Origin of the sequence: Streptomyces triculaminicus (assembly GCF_017349075.1) — a bacterium.
GTDB lineage: Bacteria > Actinomycetota > Actinomycetes > Streptomycetales > Streptomycetaceae > Streptomyces > Streptomyces triculaminicus.
In genome coordinates this window covers 1,587,980-1,607,694 of the sequence record NZ_JAFMOF010000002.1, presented here as the reverse complement: position 1 = coordinate 1,607,694, position 19,715 = coordinate 1,587,980, and the positions used below count along the sequence as shown (strand labels likewise).

Sequence of the window (19,715 nt, the reverse complement as noted above, 5' to 3'; positions counted from 1 at the left end):
CGCAGGGTGGCGACCTCGTCCCACCGCACGCCGTCCACGCGGATCCTGAGGGTGCTGCGGCCGCCGGAGGCGGTGGCGGCCGGTACGTGGGTCAGGGGGCGGCCGAGGAGGGTGAACGTGGGGAAGGGGACGGAGCCGTCGCCGCTGCCCAGGACCTCGGTGCGGCTCTCTCCGTCCGTCGCCGGGGCGACGTTGGCGTTGATCCGCACGGAGTCGGGCACGTAGGCATGGGTCAGGGCTTCGGTGAGTTCCAGCGAGGCGAGGGGGCCAGTGATCGTCCTGGAGATGCGGCGGACCTCCGCCACTTCCTCGGCGGTGTCGGCGTGCCGGCCGCGCACGGCCACCAGCCGTCCCGGGGACGGCAGCTGTGCGACCTGTCCGGCCAGGGTGATGCTGTCGCCGGAGAGTGGTGTGGTCAGGGGGTGTTCGGCGGTGGGGAGCGGTTCGGGCTGGGCGTGGACGGTGGTGGTGCGCGGTGAGAACTGCTGGATGCCGGGGCCTGTCAGCACCAGTTTGGTGACCTGGGCCTGGAGGAGGAAGTCGGCGGCGGTCTCCTCGTAGACGTCCTCGACCGTGTAGGCCTGGGCGCGGCCCTCGGCGGCCAGGACCACCCAGCTGCCGGGCACGATGCCGGGGTAGGTGCGGTCCAGCAGGATCTCGGTGGTGCCTGTGGGGAAGGGGGCGTCGGCCCAGCTGTGCCGGCGGTCCGCGTAGGGGCCGGTGACCCAGGTGGGTGCCGGCGGGGCCGCCTCGTCGTCGCCGGGCGGAACGGGCGGGGCGGGCGGTGGGCCCGAGTTGGGCACCCACTCCCCCACGCGCAGCGCTACGGGCAGCGTCTCCCACGGCACGGCGTTGTGGCCGAAGACGGCCGCCCGGGTGCGCAGGGCGTAGGCCTGTGCCGGCCGGGTCGGTGGGAGGGTGGGCCGCAGGGAGTCCGCGGTGACCACGGTGTGGGCGGGGACCGACCCGTCGCGTTCGACCGTACGCAGTGTCACCACCCGGCCCGCGTCCCAGGCCCTCTTCTCCGGCGTGTCCGTCTCGTCGGCGAGGAGCAGGAGGACGTCTCCCGTGGTGAGCCGGGTCGCGGTTCCCTCCAGGTACCAGGTGGTGCTGCCGAGGACGAGGGGGACCGGCTGGGTCGTCGGTACCCGCAGCGCGTTCCACTCGGGGCGGGCCTCGATCTCCTCGTCCGTCTCGAAGGTGCGGGGGAGCTCGTCCTGGCCGGGGATGCTCTGCGCCCTGGTGCCCACGGCGATGCGTACCGAGGGGGGTGTGGTGACGGCGAGGAGGGCGGCCGGCACGTCGACGCCCGGTGGGGGCGTGACCCGCTCGGGCTCGGTGAGGGTGAAGGCGAGCGCGGTGCCGGCCGATACCCCGGGGCGCAGTTCGTAGCCGATGGCGCGGGCGAGTTCGAGTGCGGACATGCGCTCGGTGGCGGTGCGCAGGAATCCCTCGTTGGCGATGCGTTCCTGGTAGAAGGTGAGCACGTCGAGCATGGAGGCGCAGGCGTCGATGAGGGCGACCACGGGGTCGCCGTCGTCGCGGGTGGCCAGGCGGCGCAGGACGGCGTCGCCTCCGAGCCGCTCGAGCATGGCGGCCTTGAACGCGCTGTGGGTGCCGATGCGGTAGGCCAGCGCGTCCAGGCCGGGCGGGTTGGCCGGTGCCTGTACCGGTGCCGGGCCGGTGTCCTCACAGCCGCAGTCCGTTCCGTTCACATTCCCCCCTCGGCGGTGATGCGCAGCAGGCCTCGCTCGGGCCGGTCGGGGTCGTTGTCGAGGCGGAGGACTTCCAGGTCGCCGGCGGTGACGCGACCGCTGTCGAGCTCGCCGGCCGGTGCGCGGCCGTAGCGGTTGCAGGCGGTGATCGTCACGAAGGCGACGCCGGCCACGTCCATGGCGGCCCGGTGGATCTCGCTGAGGTAGAGCGTCTGGCCGAAGGTGAAGTTGTCGGGTGAGAAGAAGCCGCGGGCGCCGTTGGCCCGGGGCCGGTTGCCGAAGACCTCCAGGAGTTCTTGTTCGACGTCTCTGCGGAAGTAGCCGGGCCGGACGCAGACGCGCAGGTCGAGTTCGAGGGGGACGGGGACGGGTCCGGCCACCTCCAGGTCGTAGCCGGCCACGCGGAAGCGTTCGAGGTGGGCCGTGAGGTCGGCGAGGAAGGCGGGGTCCTCGACGACGGCTCCGCCGCCGGTGCGGTCGATGGTCAGGTGGACGGTGTACCAGCTGCCGGTCCACAGGAAGCGTGCCTTGGCGTTCTGCACCTCGCCGTGGCGCCGGGACGCTTCCTCCCAGTCGGCTTCGGTGACCGCACGCTGTTGCAGGCGGAAGGCCTGGGGGGCGAATTCGCGGATCTCCGCCATGGATTCGGGGCGTTGGCCGCCGGTGCCGGGCAGCGGATTGGTGACGCGGAGGATGCCGGGCAGGTCCCACACCAGGCGTCGCAGGGTGTCGTGTCCGACGTTGCCTTCGGGGCCGTTGCCGACGCGGTAGACGGCGCGCAGCCTGGTGCCGGCGGTGGGCCGGCGGCCGTGCGCGTCGTCGCCGAAGCGCAGGCGTGCGCTGTCGTCGCGTTCGGTCTCGACCACGAAGTCGCGGTCGAAGCGGTCGCTGGCCAGCAGGTCGAGCCGGGCTTGCCAGTGTTCGTCGCCCTCGATGAGCTTCACTTGCGGTACGGCGGCGCCGGGTGAGCGCCGGGTGGCGTCGGCGGCGGGCAGGGTGCGGGCGCGTTCCTGCGGGGAGGGCTCGGCCTGGCTGACGGGCATCCGGGGCAGCAGGGGCCGGTAGCGCCCGGTGTCGGGTACGGGGGGAAGGTCGCTGGTGACCTCGCGCCCGTGGTCGGCCAGGACGACGTTGCCCCGTGCGACGGCCAGCGGGCCGGGGACCGCGGCCGATGTCACCCACAGCGGGAACGCGAGGGCGTCCGCCTGGTGCCAGCGGACGTCGACCACCTCGAGGTCGTTCTCGATGGGGTCGCGCCGACGGACGACCTCGACGAGCCGTACGGCCTGGCGGTGGGTGGGGTCGGCGTCGGCCGCGAGCCCTGTGCGGCGTCCGGCCGTCTCCTCGAAGAGCAGGACGTCGCCGGGGCCGAGGGGGGTTCCGGTGTGGACGAGGGTCGTGCCGGTGCAGCCGGCGGGCAGGCAGTAGGTCTCGGCGCTCCAGGTGTGGACGGGAATCGTGGACCGGTCGGCGGACAGGGTGATGTCGTGCGTGGTCTGGAAGGTCACGACGTCGTCCAGGGCGTCGGCCTGGTCCGGTGTCAGCGTCGGGGGGTCCTCGCGGCGGCCGAGGAGGACGCGTGTCCCGGCGGGCAGCGGCCTGCCGTCGCTGGCCGAGCCTTGGGCGACCTCGATGCTGATCCAGGTGCGGGCGTTGCAGCCGTCGTGGACGGGGTGGTCGAGCAGTCGCGCGTGGCGCCGGGCGGAGATCCTGCTGCGTGCGGTTCCCAGGTAGGCCTCGGTGGCGATGGCGTCCTGGAAGTAGCTGAGCTGGTCCCCTACGTGGGCGAGGAGCTCGACGAGGGCGACGACGGCGTCGGCGGGGCTGCGGTCGGTCCAGGTCGGCAGGAGGGTGCCGAGCCGGTCGAGCATGAGGCGGCGGAAGCCCTCGTAGTCCTTGGCCAGGTAGTCCAGGACCGGTTCGGTGCGGAGTGCGGGCACACGCTGCTGGGGCGGGCGGCAGTCGAACTCGGCCAGACAGGCGATCTTGAAGAAGAACGGGACGGTGGACAGGAGGGGGTCGAAGCCGTCCGGGGGCTCGGTGGTGGCCGGTCCCTTGACCAGGCGCAGGGTGTAGGTGGAGTAGTCGCCGGCCCGGCCGGCCTCGACCCTCAGGACGCGGTCGGAGACCGGCCTGGCGTCCTCCACGGTGATCGAGGTGATCCGTTCGCCGCCTTCGATCACGAGCTGCCGGCTGTCCAGCGGTGGGGCCGATGCGGGGATCCCGCCGGGCTGTCCGGGCAGCGGGTGCACGAAGTGCACCAGGAGGACCCGCTGGTCGCCGGGGTCGATTTCGAGGTAGTCGATGCCGTTGTGGGTGGTGCTCTCGGCGACTTTCAGCCGCCGTTCCTCGCTGACGCAGGCGTACACCGTGCCGGCGGTCGTGTCCGTCACAGCGACCACCCGAACTCCTCGACGACCCGGCGGTCGGAGCCGCGCACGGTGTACGCGACAAGGACGCGCAGGGTCTCCTGTTCGGCCCTGACCTCCACGGCGCCGACCTCGATGAGGTCGCCGAGCCAGCGCTGGAGGGCGCTGTGCACGGTGAGCTGGGTGGTCGCCGCCAGCGTCTCGTCGGCGGGGGCCAGGACGAGCTGCAGCAGGCCGCTGCCGAAGTCGGGCCGGTTGACCCGTTCTCCGGGCTGGGTGAAGAGGACCTCGCGGACGAGCGATCGGATGTAGTCCTCGCCCGCGACCGCGGCGGTGCGCCCGGAGGTGTCGATGCGCAGCGGGGCGCCGATGTGGGTCACTGTCCCGTCACCTTCGTCTGGGTCGAGGCGATCACCGGTGGTCCCTGGGGGATCTGTTCGGCGCTCTGGCACAGGCCCGTGCTGGTGTTGAGCAGGGCCGGGCGCCCGTCGACCAGGACGCGGGTGGCCGGGGCCTGCCATTGGACGCGCACGCACGGCTGGGGCTTGGTGCCGGCGCCGACCGGTACCTGGAAGGGGCATCCGGCCACGGTGGTGGTGTCGGTGAGGGTGGCGACGGGGGCGCCGCCGACGAACACCTTGGTGTTCGACGTGGTGGTCTGCGCGGTGGCGCCGTGCGGGCAGGAGACGGAGGCGCCGGTGTGGAGGAGGGTGCCGGGCATCAGGTCACCACCAGGGCGCCCTGATTGACGGTGACCGTGCGGCCCGTCATGGTGATGTCCGCTCCCTTGCCGTTGCTGAGGGTGATGCCCAGTTCGTTGACGGAGATCAGGGCGCCGGTCGCCGATTTGATGAGGATGCCGCCGGCGGGTCCGGGGGCGTCGGAGATGACCAGTGCGTTCTGCCGGACGGTCTGCAGCACCACGTGCGGCACACCGGGCGGGGCGGCGAGGGCCATGGCGGGCACTTCGGCGACGCTGCCGTACCAGCAGCCGGCCCAGATCGGGTAGTGCGAGTCGCCCTGCTCGTACTCGACCCACACTCCCGCGCCGCGGGTGGGCAGCATCCAGGTGCCGTGCTGCGCGCCGGTCGCGGGGAAGCAGGGCATGGCCCAGGTCGAGGGGCCGGGGCCGGTCACGTCGGGCACCTGGACCAGCAGCCGGCCGGTCCTCAGGGGGTCGATGTCGTTGACGACCGTGCCGCGGTACTTGCCGAAATAGCGTTTGCTCATGGACTGACTGCTCCCGAGATGGCCACCTGGGCGTTGCGGCTCAGGCTGAACCGTTGCTTGAACTCGCCGGGCTTGAGCGTGCTGGTGACGCTCTTGACGTAGTACTCGCCGTCGTACGCGGGCCCGGCGCCCCGTACTCCCACCAGTCGGCGGGCTTCGAGGAGCCGGCCGTAGCGCAGGACGTCCAGCGACCCGGAGGCGGAGACGACGTTCGCGGACTGGGCGGCCCGGGCCAGCGCCCGTGCGGTGGTCTGCACGATGTCGTACTTGGCGGTGGCGTCGTCGCGCTCGTGGGTCTGCTCGGATGCCGACGCCTTGCGCCCGGCGTTGATCGGCTTGATCGTCAGGGGGAGCGGGATCTTGCGCCCGAGCGGCGGGTTGAGCGGGGTGATGTCCGGTACGGGCACGGGGATGGTCAGGTGCGCGTGCGGCAGGTGTCCGAGCACGACGGGCACCGACTTGGAGATGCCGTCGAAGGAGAAGGACAGGGATTCCACGTTGGTGGCGGCGTCCATGTTCACGCTCAGCGCGGGCTGGACCTGGCCGGCGCGGATCTCGGGGCCCCAGTAGGCGAGGTTCTGGCCGGGGCGCGGTCCGGGTTCGACGTAGAAGACGTAGCCGGCGTCGTCGGCCAGCTTCGTGACGTACTCGTAGTCGGTTCCCTGCTGGTTGGGGATCTGCTGGAGCGGGTTGGGGACGAGCAGCAGGAGGCTGGGCACGATGCGCGGGACGATCCCGTACATCGCGTACTTGGCGACGATGAACCCCACGCACAGCTCGGGCGGCATGGCGGGCAGGGGCAGCCATGACATGTCGACGAGGTCCATCATCTGGGTCACGTCCACGCCGGTGAGGGTGAGCGTGGACTGTCCCGCGTCGTTGGAGGGCACCACGTCGTGGCGGGTGATCACGCCGTCCATCAGGACCGTCGGCACGCCGTCGACGTGCACGACGAGGATGACCCGGTTCGGCGGGTCGAGGCTGCGGCCGGGCAGCAGCCGGCGGTCGAGGACGCCGTCCTTGGCCAGGGCGAACTTCAGCTGGAAGCCGCTGCGCTGGCCGGCGGTCACGCTGACCTGTGCCTCCAGCAGGGCGTCCGCGACTTCGGCGGGCACCGGTTCCACGCGGACGGCCCCGATGAGCAGGCTGAAGGTGATCCCCTTAAGCACCGCCGCCTCCGGGGATGCCCTCGGCGGCGGTCACCCGCAGGACGCGGCCGGGCTCGGCCGTCAGCGCGGCGGGGCGCGGTTCCAGGCCGGTGTCGGCGAGCCGCCAGAAGAGCGTGGGGTCGCCGAAGACCTCCGCCGCCAGGGTGTCGATCCGGTCGCCGTCGCGGACGCGGACCCGGCCCACGGTGGCGAGAAGGTCGGGCTCGGGAACGAATCGACGCCGCAGGTGCACGGTGGAGGTGCCGTCGGGGTTGGTCAGCTCGGCGGTGGGGATGTCGCGGTAGCGGCTGTTGGGCGCGTGGTGGACCGGCGGGGCGGCGGTGACGGAGGCGAGGAAGGCGGTGGGGTCGATGCTCATGGCAGGGCTCCGATCCCCAGCGTGTCGATGCCGGCGGGGGCCTGCCGGGCCGCGAGCTGTTCGAGCCGCTGGTGATGGGTCATGGCCAGGCTGCCCGCCCCGCTGGCGGTTCCGACGTCGTTGACGGTGGAGACGCGCATACCGAGGTGGACCTTGGCCCGGGTGGGGTTGAGCCGGGCGTCGAAGCTCTCCTCGGTGATGGAGAACTCCGTGATGCGCACCGGCGTGATGTGGTCCTTGGACCACACGAAGAGGGTCAGCGGCGCCGGGGTGGGAGCGATCTCCAGCGCCCCGGCGGCGGCCAGCGCGGCGGATCCGCGGAGGGCGTCGGCGGAGGGATAGACCATGGTCTCCAGGACCGCGAGCTGGGCACGCAGCCCGACCTCCACCACCGTGGGGTGGGCCTCGGGGAACTCCAGCTGGTCGGTGGCGTCGAACTCCGCGTCGAGCGTGATGCTCTGCTGGGGCGGTCCGGTCAGGCGCAGTGCCTCCGCGCGGGCCCCGGCGTCCCCGCCGGCGCCGCGGATCTGGAAGGTGCGGGTGACGGTGTCCGGGTTGTACTGGAGGCTGATCACCCGGCGTACGGCGTTGCTGGTGGCGTCGAGGAGGACGAGGCCGCCGCGGACGGTGCGCGGGGAGCTCTGGGGGCTCATCGTCGCTCCTTTTTGAGCCAACGCAGGATCTCGAGCAGGTCGACGCTGCCTTCGACCGGTGTGGGCAGGCCCTGGCGGCGCAGTTCCTCGTCGCTGCGGTCCTTGACGGTGTTGCCCTCGCGGCTGAGTCCATCGGCGACGACCTTGCGGGTGCCGAGGTTGGCCAGCCATCTGGCCTGTTCCTCGGGGACGCCCTTGGAGCGGTAGAACTGGTACCAGCGGAGAGCGAAGGATTCCGCGGCCGCGCCGGTGCGGGCGTCGATGGACCCGGCGCCGTGCTCGGTGAACACCTGGCGCAGGGCGGGCCAGTCGACGATCGGGCGGGTCGGCGAGAACGGCTGCGGAGGGCGCGGGCGCGTCGGGCTTGAGCACCGAGGGGCCCGGCGCCGGGGTCTTCAGGTCGGGCAGGGGGTCGCGAGGCGCCTCCCGCCCGGGCAGGTGGGGTGGGCGCAACTGCACGTCGGGCACCGGGGGCAGCGTGCCCGGCGGCAGGGGAAGGCCGGCGGGCGGCTTCAGTTCCAGGTGGGGTACGAGGCGGGGGCGGGTGCCCAGAGGCGGGGCGGACGGCGGGGCGGCGGGCTCGGGCAGCTCGGTCAGCCGGATGCCGGCTCTGCGGTTGGCGGCGGAGTCGGCGCCGAATTCCTCGGTCGCCCCGTGAGCGTGCAGGCGTACGACCGATCCCTCGGGCAGCAGAGGGGTGAGCGCGGCTGCGACCACGGCCGCGCGGTGTGCGGAGAGGTTGAGGTTGTGGTCGGCGGCGCCCTCGCGGCTGGCATAACCGTCGATGTCGGCCTGGAGCGGTCGGTTGCCCTCAAGAGCGACCTGCAGAGCCTTCAGGTCCAAGCCGCTGAGCGAGAGCGAGTCGTGCTGGAAGAGCACGCGCGCGTGCTCGGCGGTCGGGCGGGTGCGGACGATGTCGAAGGGCGTGGTCGGTGGTCCGAGGTGCTTGGTCTCGGTCGGTTGGCGCTCCTGGCGTTGCAGGGCGGTGCGTCCTGCCCGGCGCTGTTGCAGGACGTGGACCAGCTCGTGGGCGAGCACGTCGTGGTCGGCGTCGGCGGCGAGCACCACGTGGTCGCCGACGGTGTAGCCGTGGGCCTGTTCCTCGTCCGCGGCGTGGGCCGCGGCGGCGTCGTCGTGGACGCGCACCCGGCTCAGGTCGGCACCGAGCCGCCGCTCGAAGAACAGCCGCCGGTCGTCGTCGAGCGGCCGTCCGACGCCGGGGTGGTGGTGCGGGCCGTCCGAGAGGGGCACCTCTCCAGTCGGTGTGTGCCCAAGGGGGCTGGTGGTGTGCAATGCGGCCTTGGCCGTCTTGTCGGCCTCGCGCTCGGCACGCCGCCAGCGCGGTGCCGGACCCTTGTCGGTGCGGTGGGGCAGGTCGCGGGGCATGCGGGCGTACGGGGTCACGGTCGCCTCCAGGTGATGCCGCGGGCGACGGCACGGTCGATGCGGCCGCTGAGGAGCCTGGGTTCCCAGCTCGGGCTCAGGGTGACGTTCAGGTCGCGCAGGCCGGTGATCACGATCTCGCCGCTGCGCACCTCGGGGCCTCCGGGTAGGTGGACCTCCGTCGTCTCGATCTTCGCCTGGGCCAGGCCGGCCTGGTCCTGTACCAGGCCGCCGGGCAGTGCGCCGGTCAGGCGGAGGCTGCTGAGCGCGTCGGGTGCCAGGATCACCTTGCCGGTGATCTTGCCGCGGCTGGCTTCGGCGAGGTCGATGGGGATGGGGCGGCCGCTGCGGGCGGCGAGGTCCAGGACGATGTCGCGCAGTTCGACGGGGCTGGGGGCGGCGCCGGGCTTGGAAGGGGCCTCGAGGCGGGTACGCAGCTCTCCTTCGGGGTCGAGCAGGCGCCACAGGCGGATCTGGCGTGCGGTGTCGGCCTGGCGGAGTTCGTCGCGGTCCAGGTGCCAGACCGCCACCGGCAGGTCCTGCATACCGTCCGGGGTCGGGATGCTCAGCGAGAGGTCCAGTTCGGACTTGCCGAGGGGGAGGTCGAAGTGTACGAGCGCCTGGTAGCCACCGATGATCTGCTGTTGGATCTCGGAGTAGTCGAGGCGCCCGTCGGTGATGTTCAGGTTGACGCTGGTGTCGGTGCGGAACCAGCCGGTGGCCGTCTGGTGGATCGTCAATTGGATGGTCGCCTGCAGCGAGTCGAAGACCTGGCGGTAGGGGCCGAGGCGGGTCAGCAGCTCCGTCCACGGTTTGGCCGCGGGCGGTCCGGCCGGTTGCTGGGACAGGTCCAGGCGGAAGGAGGCCCCGTCGACGATGAGCTCGCGGACGGGGTCCTTTGATCCTGTCCGGAGGTCGTCACGGATTTCGCCGGGCACCCTGGCGCTGTCGACGGTGACCTCCAGGCCGGCGTCCGCGTTCTTGTAGGAGAGTCCCTTGAGGCCGAGCTCGGTGATCGTGACCTGGTTGGTGCGGCTGTCGAACCGGGCTCGGTCGGCGCGCACTCCGCCCGCCTCGGGCGGCTGCCCGGGGCCGAGGCCGACGAGACGCAGCCGGTGCTGTGGGGTTCTGGGGAAGACGGCCTCGAGCGCGGTGATGCTGGGGTGGCGCAGGTCGACGACCACTCCCCCGCCGCTGAGGTGGTCGACGTCGATGCGCTCGACGGCCACCCGTGCGGTGGCGTCGGGGAGGATGCCCGCGATCCTGGCGCGCAACTTGGGCAGCAGCAGCGCGTCCGAGGTGCCGCCGGCGGCTCCTGGGCCGGTGTCCCCGGTGACCTGCAGGTGCAGTTCGGGGATGGTCCAGCCGCCGCCGGGTGCGGTGGGGGCGACGATGGCCGCTCCCTCGGGCGGCAGCACCAGGCTCGTGCCGCGCAGCAATCCGGTCTCCCCGGGGGCCAGCCACAACTCCACCGGGCGGCCGGCTCCCGCCGGGTCGGGAGGCAGCAGGGTCGGCAGGGTGACCTTGAGCCCGTCGATCTCGATGACGTCGATGCCGAGCTCTCTGAGCAGGATCCGGCGGATCGGTGAGGCGTCGCGGCCGGCTGCCTTGCGTTCGGCGGCGTTGCGCAGTTCCACGCGGAACTTGGCGTGCGGTCGGCGCAGGACGACGCCGCGGCCTCCGCCGATGCTGTCGATGCGCAGGCCGGGCGAGGCGTAGTGGATCCGGTCGACGGTGATGTCGGCGATCTGCAGGCCCGGTTCGGTGCCGGGACCGAATTCGATACCGTCGGGGCCGATGGCGACGACGCCGGTGTCCAGTCCGGCGATCCTGACGTGGGCCTGGGCCTCCTGCTTGGGTGTCGGGGCGCCGGGCGGGCCGGGTTCCTCCCAGGCCACGTCGGCGTCGGCCGTTCCCCGGGCGCGCAGGACCACGTGCCCGCCGGAGGTGAAGTCGGCGTGGATCGTGGTGGCCTCGACGGTCGCCCCGAACCGCAGGTGGTCGGTGACCTGTCCGTGGAACTCGACCGCCGCCGAGCCGACGTCCAGGGTTCCTTTGCCGATGCCTCGCGTCGACGTCCAGTCCAGGTCGAGCAACCGGATGTCGCGGATCTCCAGCGGCGGATGTCCCGTTCGCCGGGGAGCGTCGGGTCGTCCCAGTTCGAGGATGAGGGAGCCCTGCTGGTAGCGCAGGTGCTCGGCGGTGACGGCGGCGACGCCGAGGTGGTCGACGTGCACCCGTACGGGCTGCCCGGGGGGCGCGGTCAGGGAGCCGACGGCGTACAGTCCGGTCAGTGCGGCGGGACCCTGCGAGGTGATCTCGGCCGCGTCGGCGGTCCGCCAACGCAGCTTCTCCACCCGCAGTTCGGGCACCTTCAGCTCGCGTACGGTCCATACGTCGCCGGAGTGGTGCACGGAGGCGCCGACGGTGAGCCGTTTGATCTGGACGCGGCCGCTCTTGGTGCTGAGCACGCCCTGGGTCAGCTGCAGTCCGGCGAGGTCGATCTGCTCACCGCCCTGCTCGGCGTCCGACCCTGCCCGGACGACGAGGGTGCCGGTCAGCTGTGGTCGTCCCGTCGCGGTGACGCTGGACAGGACACCCGACCCGCCGCCGAGCGCGCCGAGCGCCACGTCGAAGCGGAGCTGGTCGAGGCCGCCGATCTCGAATCGGCGCGGCAGCCGGTCGTCGGCCTGCGCGGTGCCCAGGCGGAAGACGTAGTCCTGGACGTCGATGTTGAGCAGTGATCCGGAGGTGATCTCGGCGCGGAACGGGGTTCCGGGCGCGTTCCGTTCGAGGAGGAGCCGGTCGGCGCTGACCCGGTCCAGGCGCAGGTGGGGGACGCGGACGATCCAGCCGGGGCCGTCCGTGCCGGCGGTGCGGTGGAGTTCGGCGGTGAGTGCGACCCCGGTGATGCGGGTGGTGCCGGTGGAGTGCAGCCAGACGGCGTTGTTGCGGTAGTCGAGGCCCGACACCGTGGCGGACGCCACCGTCAGGTTCGGGATCCGCAGCGTCACGGCCGGGCCGCCGGGCGTCGCGCGCACCACTTGCAGCTCGCCGGCCAGGCCGCTGACGCCGACCTCGTCGGCCCGGTTGCCCGCCCAGTCGACGACCGCCCCGGACGCCTTGAGCCGGTCCGCGTGGAAGGTGAGGTTCTGCCGTTCGGGCCCGCCGACCCGGTCGCCGGGCCTGTCCGTCCACGCGGCGCCGACTCCCCCGCCGGTGATCTCCTTCGCCGTGAAGAAGCCTCCGTAGGCGACATCGGTCGCGGTGAAGGATTCCGCGACGATCTCGCCCCGTTCCACACGGGTCAGCGCGGGTCCGATCACCAGGTCGGCGCCCACGCCCTGGGCTCGTACCCGGGCCGCCCGGAAGCCGAAGAGACGCTGCAGCTCGTCCCGGGCGTCGTCCAGTTTCTTCCTGTCCCCCGGGCTCAGCGCGTGCTCGCGGGCCTGCCGCTGCAGCTCTTCGTACGCCTCGACCTGCGCGACGAGCGCGCGCAGCAGCTTCCTGCGCTCTTCGGGTGTGCCTGGTGGCAGGCTGTCCAGCTGCTTCCGCAGGGATGCCGCGCTCGGAATGTCGCCGCGCTGGAAGAAGCCGGTGGTCACGGACTCCTCGGCGCGGAGGGGCAGTACGGCGGGTGCCACCGTGCCCGTGGGCGGGGTGCGGCCGGCGCGCCGGCGGAATTCCGCGATCCGCTCGGGGTCGGTGACGAACACCGACGACAGAGGGGCCGTGTCCGGGCCGAAGACCGGCGCGGACACCTCACCCGTCACACCGGTGAGTTTGATGTCCTTGGCCTGGACGTCACCGTCCAGGCCTTCGAGTGCGACGCGTCCGACGTCGAGGACCGCGCCACCGGTCATCTCGCGTTCGAGGGCCGCCGCCTCGCGGCGCTCCGCCTCGGTGACGGCGCCCGGGTCGCGCACGTATCGGCGCCGCAGCTCGGCCAGCCGGCTCTCCCGCCCCTTGAGCGATTCGAGCTCCGCTTGTGTCTGCGCGATCCGCCGCTCGAGCGCGCCGCGTGTCGCGGCATCGGCTCCGCGCTCGACCGCGCGGGCGAGCCGGCGCCGCAACACCTCCTGCAACGAGCGCAGGTAGGCGGGACGGTTGAGCCCGACCCCGAGCAGGACGTCGTCGATGCGCGCCGAGTGCGCGGTGATCCCGGAGCCGTAGGCGATGCCCGTGAACTCGACGCTGCCGAGGGTCACCTGCAGTCCGCGCAGCGAGAAGGCGGAGCGGGCCTCCTGCTTGGCGGACCTCACGGTCTGGACGAGGTCGATGATGGTCGCCACGAGCGGCGCGAGGACGGGGATGGGCAGGGCGTAGTCGCTGCCGGGCGACTGCGGAACGGGCTCGTCGACGCCGGTCTCGCTCAGGTGCAGGCCGAGCGTGCGCGCGACGGTACTCGCGATGCCCACCAGCAGGTCGTCCCCCGTGACCAGCAGGTCGGTGATCTCGGCCTGGGAGAGGGTGAGGCGCACCGCGTTCGGCCGGTCGCCACGGCTCGGCGGAAACGTCGCGGCGCCGGACAGCCCGCTGAGGACGATCCGGTTGCTGCGCAGGGCGATTCCGGAGGAGAGCTGGTTGACCGAGGCCACTTCCAGGCGGGGGAGGCTGAAGGTCAGAACTCCCGTGGGCGGGTCGTAGAGCAGGGTGAGCTGGTTGCCCGCTCCGGCCGTGGGGACGGTGGCTCCGACGGCGGTGGGGCCGGGGCCGCCGGTCTTCTCCTGGGGGCCGGCCAGGACGGCGGGGCCGAGCGAGCCGCCGAGCAGTTCCTGGACCGCTCCGAGGTCCAGTTCTTTGACGCCGACGCCGTGTTCCCCGGCCCGCAGGCTTCTGCCGAGCGCGCTCAGCGCCCGCAGTTTCACCCACAACCAGCCGCCCACCCGCCGGATCACGCCCCCCAGGTCCTGCGGGGCCTCGTCCAAGGGCAGCCGTTCCGCTTCGTAGTGCGTGCGGCGCGGATCGGCGTAGAGCGTGAACGCCTCCACCATGGGCAGCAGTTCGGGCTTCTCGAACGCCCGGGTCTCCCGCGACCGGTCGAAGACGAACCGCCGCAGGCCGAGCTCGATGGCCAGGCGCACCAGTGTCCGCAGTTCCGCCGCCCGCGAGCCTGTCCAGAGCCTGTCGTCCCGCAGCCGCTCCTGGATCCGGTCGCGTTCCTGTCCGTGCTTGTCCGCGAAGAGGTGGACACCGCTCGCCTGGCGCATCTCCACGGTCATCGCGTCGGCCATGGCGCCCCAGTGGCCGCTCGCCTCCAGCTCCCGCCGGTCGGTCTCGGGGAGCAGCCGGACCAGTTGGAAGGCGATGAAGGCCTCGTGGGCGGAGACCGACCACGGGGAGAGGAAGCCGCCGATGATGGGGAGCTGGTGCCAGAAGTTGCGGCCGATCAGATCGTGGACCTGTCGCCGGATGTGCTCGGGGTCGCGGAGCGCGGCGATGCGGCGGACGAGGGTCAGGTTGTCGATGTCGAACAGGAAGCGGTCGGGCAGGGCCACCAGAATTCTGCTGAGCAGGCCGAGCTGGTCGAGGCGGAGCACCACCGCGCGCCGCACCTCGTCCCGGCGTGCCTCGGGGATGCGCTCCCCCGCCCCGTTGATGCGCACCAGCAGTCCGGGGGCTCGGGCTTCGTCGATTCCCTCGCGGGTCGCCGCCAGGACGCCGTCCCAGGCGGCGCGGCCCGCGTCGTCGGCGAGGGCGCCGGAGATGCGGGAGGCCACGTCGGCCAGCCGGCCGTCGGGGTCGCGTTCGACGACGACGCCCTCATAGGCGCCGCGTCGCTCCTCGGGGACGTGGTCCTCCAGCCGGCGGAACCACAGGCCGTTGTCCAGCCGCCGCCAGCGCTCCTGGTCCGCCGGTGGCAGCCGTCTGACGATCTGGTAGGCCAGCCATGCCTCGCCGCCGCTGATGCCGCCCAGGCCGAACAGGCCGTGGAAGAAGCCGTAGGAGAGGAGTTCGCGCAGCCGTGCGAGGTTGGCGGCGACCGGACGGTGCCGGATGACCTCCAACAGGACCGCGCCGTACGGGTCGCCCTCGCTCCGCTCGCGCTCGGGCAGCCCCTCGATGAGGCGATCGACGATGCCGCCGGGCTCCAGCTGCTCCACGACCTCGCTCAGGCCGGGCGCCGACGGCCGGTCCGTCGGCGCCCGTTCGCCGTCGGCGGGGCCGGGCAGCAGCGCGCTCAGCAGGTCCAGGGCGGCGTGCACGGCCTGCCGGCCGGAGCCGCGCATGCGGTCCCGTACACCGGAGGCGATCTGCCGTAGCCGCTCGTCGCCGCCGGGTCCGGGCCGCCCCTCCAGGCGCTCCGGTTCCTCGGCGGCCCGGGCCTTCCTCCGGCGCTCCCCCTGCGCCTCGTCCAGGGCCGGGGCCTGCATGATCTCCAGCACCTGGGTGCGCGCGGGGCCCTGGAGGAGCTCGGCGAACGTGCTGCCGGGCAGCTCGCGCAGTACTTCGACGATGGTGGCGCGCTCGGCGGGAGGCGCCTGGTCCAGGTTCATGCCGTCGAAAAGGTGGCGGTCCAGGCGGTGCTTGTCGTCGGCGGTCATCGCGCCGTACCAGGCGGTCACCGACTGCTGGTGCCGGCGGCGGTGACCCTCGATCAGGTGCTGGGGCAGCCGTGCGAGGTACGGGGTGCCGACCGCCCGGGCGATCGCGGTGGCGGTGGCGAACGGGTACTGGTCCAGGACGAGCAGGACGTACGAGACGTCGGCGTCGTCGATCCCGGTGAGCCAGCCGCCCCGGAGCTGGGCCCGGATGACGGTGATCTCGCGGGCGTAGGTGTCGAGGACCTGGGCCCCGGTGTCGGCGGCCGCCGCTCCGTCCGGCAGCGCCGCGGACGCGGCGGTGAGCTCGCGGCCCTCGGCGAAGTCGACGGCGGCGCGGGCCGCTTCGGCCTCGGCGTCGGTGAGGGTGGCGACGGGAGCGAGGTGCCTGCGGGCGCCGCGCTGTGCCAGGTGGGCGGCCTCGTGTGCGAGGAGGGCGCGGCCGGCGGCGGTGGCGGGGTCGTAGCGGTCCGGGTGCAGCCAGATCACGCCGTCGGCCATCAGGCCTCGGGCACCGCGCGGCGCGGTGCGGCGCGCCGCCTCCTCGTCCACCACGATCTTGGCCTCGGAGATCCGGAAGCCGAGCTGTCCGGCCAGCCGGGCGAGCAGGTGCGCGGTGCGGTCGGCGCGGGTGCTGTCGGCGTCGACGATGCGCGGGTGGGCACGGGCGCGCGGTCGTCGCCGGTCCTGGGCGAGGGACGCTCCCCGTTCGGGGGCGAGCCTGTTCCGGCGGGGGGCCAGGGAGGTGTGGGGCGCGGCCGCGTTGCCGGGGCGGTTGGTCGTCCGCTTCGCCGGCCCGCTCATCGCAGCCCTTCGTAGACGGTGCGGGCCAGGCGTTCGGCGAGCGCCTCGGTGCTCGTCGTCGGCCCGAAGCGGTCCATCGTCAGGGTCCTGTCCGGTGCGGTGAGCTCGCCGGTGGACCAGCTCGCGGGCACGCCGCGCTCGTGCAGCAGCCGCGAGAACGCCGCTTCGAACGCCGGGCCCAGCAGGTCGGGCCGCTCCACCTCCACACCGTGCACCGCGATCTCTCCGATGTGCAGTTCCACGTCCCGCACGTCGTCGCTCATGCCCATCCTCCGGCCTCCACGGCGGTGATCGGCCGGTCGAGCTTGGCGTACTCGCTGCGCGCCGCCCGCAGCACATGGCCCATGGTGACCGGTTCGTCGGCGTCGGCGGCGAGGAAGGCGGCCTGGAGGGCGATATTGCGGATGCTGCCGCCGGTGACGTTGAGCTGGGCCAGTCGCTCGGGGTCCAGGCCGCTGGTGGGCACCTCCGGGGGGAAGACCACGCGCCAGATGTCCGCGCGCTGGGCGGGGTCGGGGAAGGGGAAGTGCACGACGAACCGGAGCCGGCGCAGGAACGCGTGGTCGAGCGCGGAGCGCGTGTTGGTCGTGAGGACGGCGAGGCCGCGGTAGCACTCCATGCGCTGCAGGAGGTAGCTGACCTCGATGTTGGCGTACCGGTCGTGGCTGTCGCGGACCTCGGTGCGCTTGCCGAAGAGCGCGTCCGCCTCGTCGAAGAGCAGCACCGCACCGCCCTTGTCCGCGGCGTCGAAGACGGCCCGGAGGTTCTTCTCGGTCTCACCGATGTACTTGCTGACCACGGCGGACAGGTCGATGCGGTAGAGGTCGAGGCCGAGTTCCCCGGCGATCACCTCGGCGGCGAGCGTCTTGCCGGTGCCCGACGGGCCGGAGAACATCGCGCTCACGCCGAGCCCGCGCTGGGAGAGCCGCTCGAACCCCCACTCGTGATGGACCTTGGCCCGGCCCCGTACCTGGGCCGCGATGTCGCGCAGGGCCGCGAACTGGTCTTCGGGCAGCCGCAGTTCGGACCAGCGGGCCCGCGGCTCGATGCGCTGGGCCAGATCGCCCAGCCTCGATCGCGACCGCGCCTGGCACAGGCGCCACAGCGAGGCGGCGGACGGTGCGGTGCCGGCGGCCGCGTCGGCGATGTCGGCGTATCCCACGTCGAACTGCGTGGTCGCCTCGTCGACGTGGCGGGCCAGCCGGTCGTCCGAGCGGATCTCGTCGTCGAGCACCGCGCGCCACAGTTGCCTCTGCTCCGCCCGCGGCGGCCGTCCCACCGCGATCGGCGCCGCGGCGCCGGGCAGGGCCACGGGGTCGGGCGCGGCCAGGACGACGGGTACGTCGACGCGGTCGGTCAGCGCCGCGACCGCCTGCCGCTCCAGCGGTCCGCCGTCCGAACAGTCGATCATGAGCACGGCGCCGTCGAGCAGCGCCTCGCGCTCCCACAGCCGCGCGAACGTCTCCCGCTCCACCGCGCCCGGCGGCAGCTCCGCCGCGCTCACCGTGTACACCGGCAGCCCGTCGGCGGCCTCCGCCACCACCGCGCCGAGGTCCCGCGGCTCCGGACCGTGGAGCACCACGGCGGGCACCGGCCCCGTACGGGGTTCGGCCCACACCGCGCGCACCTGGTCGGCGGCCGCCACCAGGCTGGCGGGCAGCGGCAGGGCAGGGCGGCGCACGGGCACGACGTACGGCTGGAGGCGGCGGTCGAGCCGGGACACCCCCAGCAGGCTGTGCAGCACGCGTTCGTCGATCTGCAGCGGGGCGTCCACGAGCCGGCCCTCGCCCACGTCGACGAGGCGCCCGGAGCGCAGCGGACCGTCCGGGGTGATCGCGCTCCAGTGCGGCTCGTCGAGGGCCGCGAGGGCGAGCCCGAAGGTCGGGTGGTCGTGCGCGCCGCCGTTGGCCATGGAGCACACCGCGCGGATGCCGGGGTGGAGTTCGTCGGCGGCGGTGAGCAGGACGATGTTCCGTTCGAACGCGGTGAGCCGGTACGCCCACGCGAGGGCGTCCAGCGCGGACCGGCCGGGCAGGGCGGCGGCCGCCTCGTCGCACGCCTGCCGCGCCGCGGCCGACTCCGGGTCGTCGTCGCCGGCCAGGCCCGCGTACCGGCGGAGCCTGGTCTCCATCTCGGTGACCGCCGCCGCCAGCCAGCGGTGGTTGGCCTGGGCCCGGTCGCCGGTCACAGCGTGACCCGCGGCAGGGCGTAGCGGCCGGAGCCGTCCCTGGCGAGCGGGCTCTCGGCGCCGTCGACCGACAGGCGTACGACGTAGTCGCCGCGAGGAACGCGTGTGAACGGGAAGGCGATCGTCGCCGTCTCCCCCGCCCCGGGCGGTACCCCGTTGTCGGGCGGAGCCGCGAGCGCGATGCTGCGTGCTCGTCGGCCGGCGGGCGGGGCCACCTCGTTGAGCAGCAGGCTGACCCGCTGTCGGGCGGTGACCGGGGGGCTCAGGGTGACGTCGACGTGGCCCGTGCCCACCGGTACGCCGCCGGCGGTGCCGGTGCTCGTCACCTGCGCGATGGCGGCGATGGCGGGGGCCAGGACGAAGGCCACGGAGTTCGAGGGGTAGGCGGCGTGCGCGGTCTCCGGGTCGCCGAGCGCGATGTTCATCCGCACCTGGGCGGCGACGGTTCCCGCGCGCGGCCGTGGGGTCACGTCCGCCAGTCGCACGGTGATCGTCCCCGAGGTGACCTCCTTCGCGACCGTCAGGGGGTGTTCGGCCTCTCCCAGCAGGAGGACGCCGTCGGTGGCGAAGTCGCGGCCGCGCAGCACGACGGTGCTGTCGGCGGTGATCGGGGCGCTCCCGGCGGCGTTCTCGACGGCGTCGAGCACCGGGGGCATCTGGGCCCGGCCCCGCGAGGACACGCCGCCGGCGGAGACCGGCAGGGCGGGCCGGCGCGGGCGTGCGCTGTCGATGAGCACCGCGTGGGCCGTGTAGCTGGCCGTGGGCCGGTAGTGCGCCTGCAGTGCGGACCACACCTTCGACATCTCCTCGGCCGTCATGACGGTGGGGGTGAGCCGGATGGTCTCCACCTGGTCGGCGAGCCCGGCGTCGCGCAGCACCGGGGGCAGCGTCGGGTCGGGGGTGGCCGGGTTGAGCGCCTCCCTGATGAGAGGCCGGGTGAGCAGCGGCTCGTCGTGCAGGGCCCGCAGGGCGTGTCCGAGCACGATCTCACCGACGTACATGTCGGATCCGTAGGCCGTGAGCAGGTAGTGCAGGTCGAGGGCGAGGGGCTGGGCATCGATGGCGGCGCCCGTGGAGTCGGCGGCGGGCAGGCCGGTGTTGCGCCATGCCTGGTTGGGGGTGACCTGGTGGAGGAAGACGTTGAGCTGGGTCGGTTCGCCGCTGCCCACGGGGATGCGGTCCGGTGGCAGCGCACTCACCGTCACGTCGCCCACCGTCCCGGACAGCCCGGCGGCCGTGAGGTGGTGGTTGAGGCGGTTGCGCAGGACCGCGGTGACGGCGGCGAGGGCGTAGCCGTTGCTCAC

At 73.2% G+C, this 19,715-nt stretch carries 12 protein-coding genes (1 of these 12 cut by a window edge); all 12 read right to left on the bottom strand.

The window, feature by feature from the left end; translation table 11 throughout:
* Tightly spaced (each overlapping or abutting the next), the 12 genes in view from J1792_RS17435 to J1792_RS17380 form a layout consistent with a single transcriptional unit that may run on beyond the window.
* Positions 1-1,715 carry the 5' portion of a putative baseplate assembly protein gene (locus J1792_RS17435; protein WP_207247646.1) on the bottom strand. Its footprint begins 826 nt before the window's first position, so the window shows 1,715 of its 2,541 coding nt (coding positions 1-1,715); the start codon lies at positions 1,713-1,715; the stop codon falls past the left edge of the window.
* Complete coding sequence (locus J1792_RS35410; RefSeq protein WP_207247644.1) at positions 1,712-4,117, bottom strand: putative baseplate assembly protein; 2,406 nt, start codon at positions 4,115-4,117, stop codon at positions 1,712-1,714. The genes J1792_RS17435 and J1792_RS35410 overlap by 4 nt, the downstream gene beginning before the upstream one ends.
* Positions 4,105-4,464 carry a GPW/gp25 family protein gene (locus J1792_RS17425; protein WP_086575113.1) on the bottom strand — a complete coding sequence of 120 codons (360 nt, stop codon included), beginning with the start codon at positions 4,462-4,464 and terminating at the stop codon, positions 4,105-4,107. Before J1792_RS17425 ends, J1792_RS35410 begins: the two co-directional genes overlap by 13 nt.
* Complete coding sequence (locus J1792_RS17420; RefSeq protein WP_086575111.1) at positions 4,461-4,805, bottom strand: PAAR-like protein; 345 nt, start codon at positions 4,803-4,805, stop codon at positions 4,461-4,463. Before J1792_RS17420 ends, J1792_RS17425 begins: the two co-directional genes overlap by 4 nt.
* Positions 4,805-5,314, bottom strand: a complete 510-nt coding sequence (locus J1792_RS17415; RefSeq protein WP_086575108.1) for a phage baseplate assembly protein V — start codon at positions 5,312-5,314, stop codon at positions 4,805-4,807. The genes J1792_RS17420 and J1792_RS17415 overlap by 1 nt, the downstream gene beginning before the upstream one ends.
* The gene (locus J1792_RS17410; RefSeq protein ID WP_207247643.1) at positions 5,311-6,483 is read right to left on the bottom strand and encodes a hypothetical protein; all 1,173 of its coding nucleotides are present in this window, start codon (positions 6,481-6,483) and stop codon (positions 5,311-5,313) included. Before J1792_RS17410 ends, J1792_RS17415 begins: the two co-directional genes overlap by 4 nt.
* Positions 6,476-6,841 (bottom strand): LysM domain-containing protein, encoded by a 366-nt coding sequence (locus J1792_RS17405; RefSeq protein ID WP_207247642.1) that lies wholly within the window; start codon positions 6,839-6,841, stop codon positions 6,476-6,478. The genes J1792_RS17410 and J1792_RS17405 overlap by 8 nt, the downstream gene beginning before the upstream one ends.
* Positions 6,838-8,898, bottom strand: coding sequence for an eCIS core domain-containing protein (locus J1792_RS17400; RefSeq protein ID WP_207247641.1), 2,061 nt, complete (start codon positions 8,896-8,898; stop codon positions 6,838-6,840). The genes J1792_RS17405 and J1792_RS17400 overlap by 4 nt, the downstream gene beginning before the upstream one ends.
* A complete protein-coding gene (locus J1792_RS17395) occupies positions 8,895-16,223 on the bottom strand; it encodes an eCIS core domain-containing protein (protein ID WP_207247640.1) in 7,329 nt (2,442 codons plus the stop codon). The genes J1792_RS17400 and J1792_RS17395 overlap by 4 nt, the downstream gene beginning before the upstream one ends.
* Positions 16,220-16,486 carry a hypothetical protein gene (locus J1792_RS17390; protein ID WP_179198803.1) on the bottom strand — a complete coding sequence of 89 codons (267 nt, stop codon included), beginning with the start codon at positions 16,484-16,486 and terminating at the stop codon, positions 16,220-16,222. The genes J1792_RS17395 and J1792_RS17390 overlap by 4 nt, the downstream gene beginning before the upstream one ends.
* Positions 16,483-18,411, bottom strand: coding sequence for an ATP-binding protein (locus tag J1792_RS35405; protein ID WP_242705159.1), 1,929 nt, complete (start codon positions 18,409-18,411; stop codon positions 16,483-16,485). Before J1792_RS35405 ends, J1792_RS17390 begins: the two co-directional genes overlap by 4 nt.
* On the bottom strand, positions 18,408-19,715 hold the full coding sequence (locus tag J1792_RS17380; protein ID WP_086575392.1) for a Pvc16 family protein: 1,308 nt from the start codon (positions 19,713-19,715) through the stop codon (positions 18,408-18,410). The genes J1792_RS35405 and J1792_RS17380 overlap by 4 nt, the downstream gene beginning before the upstream one ends.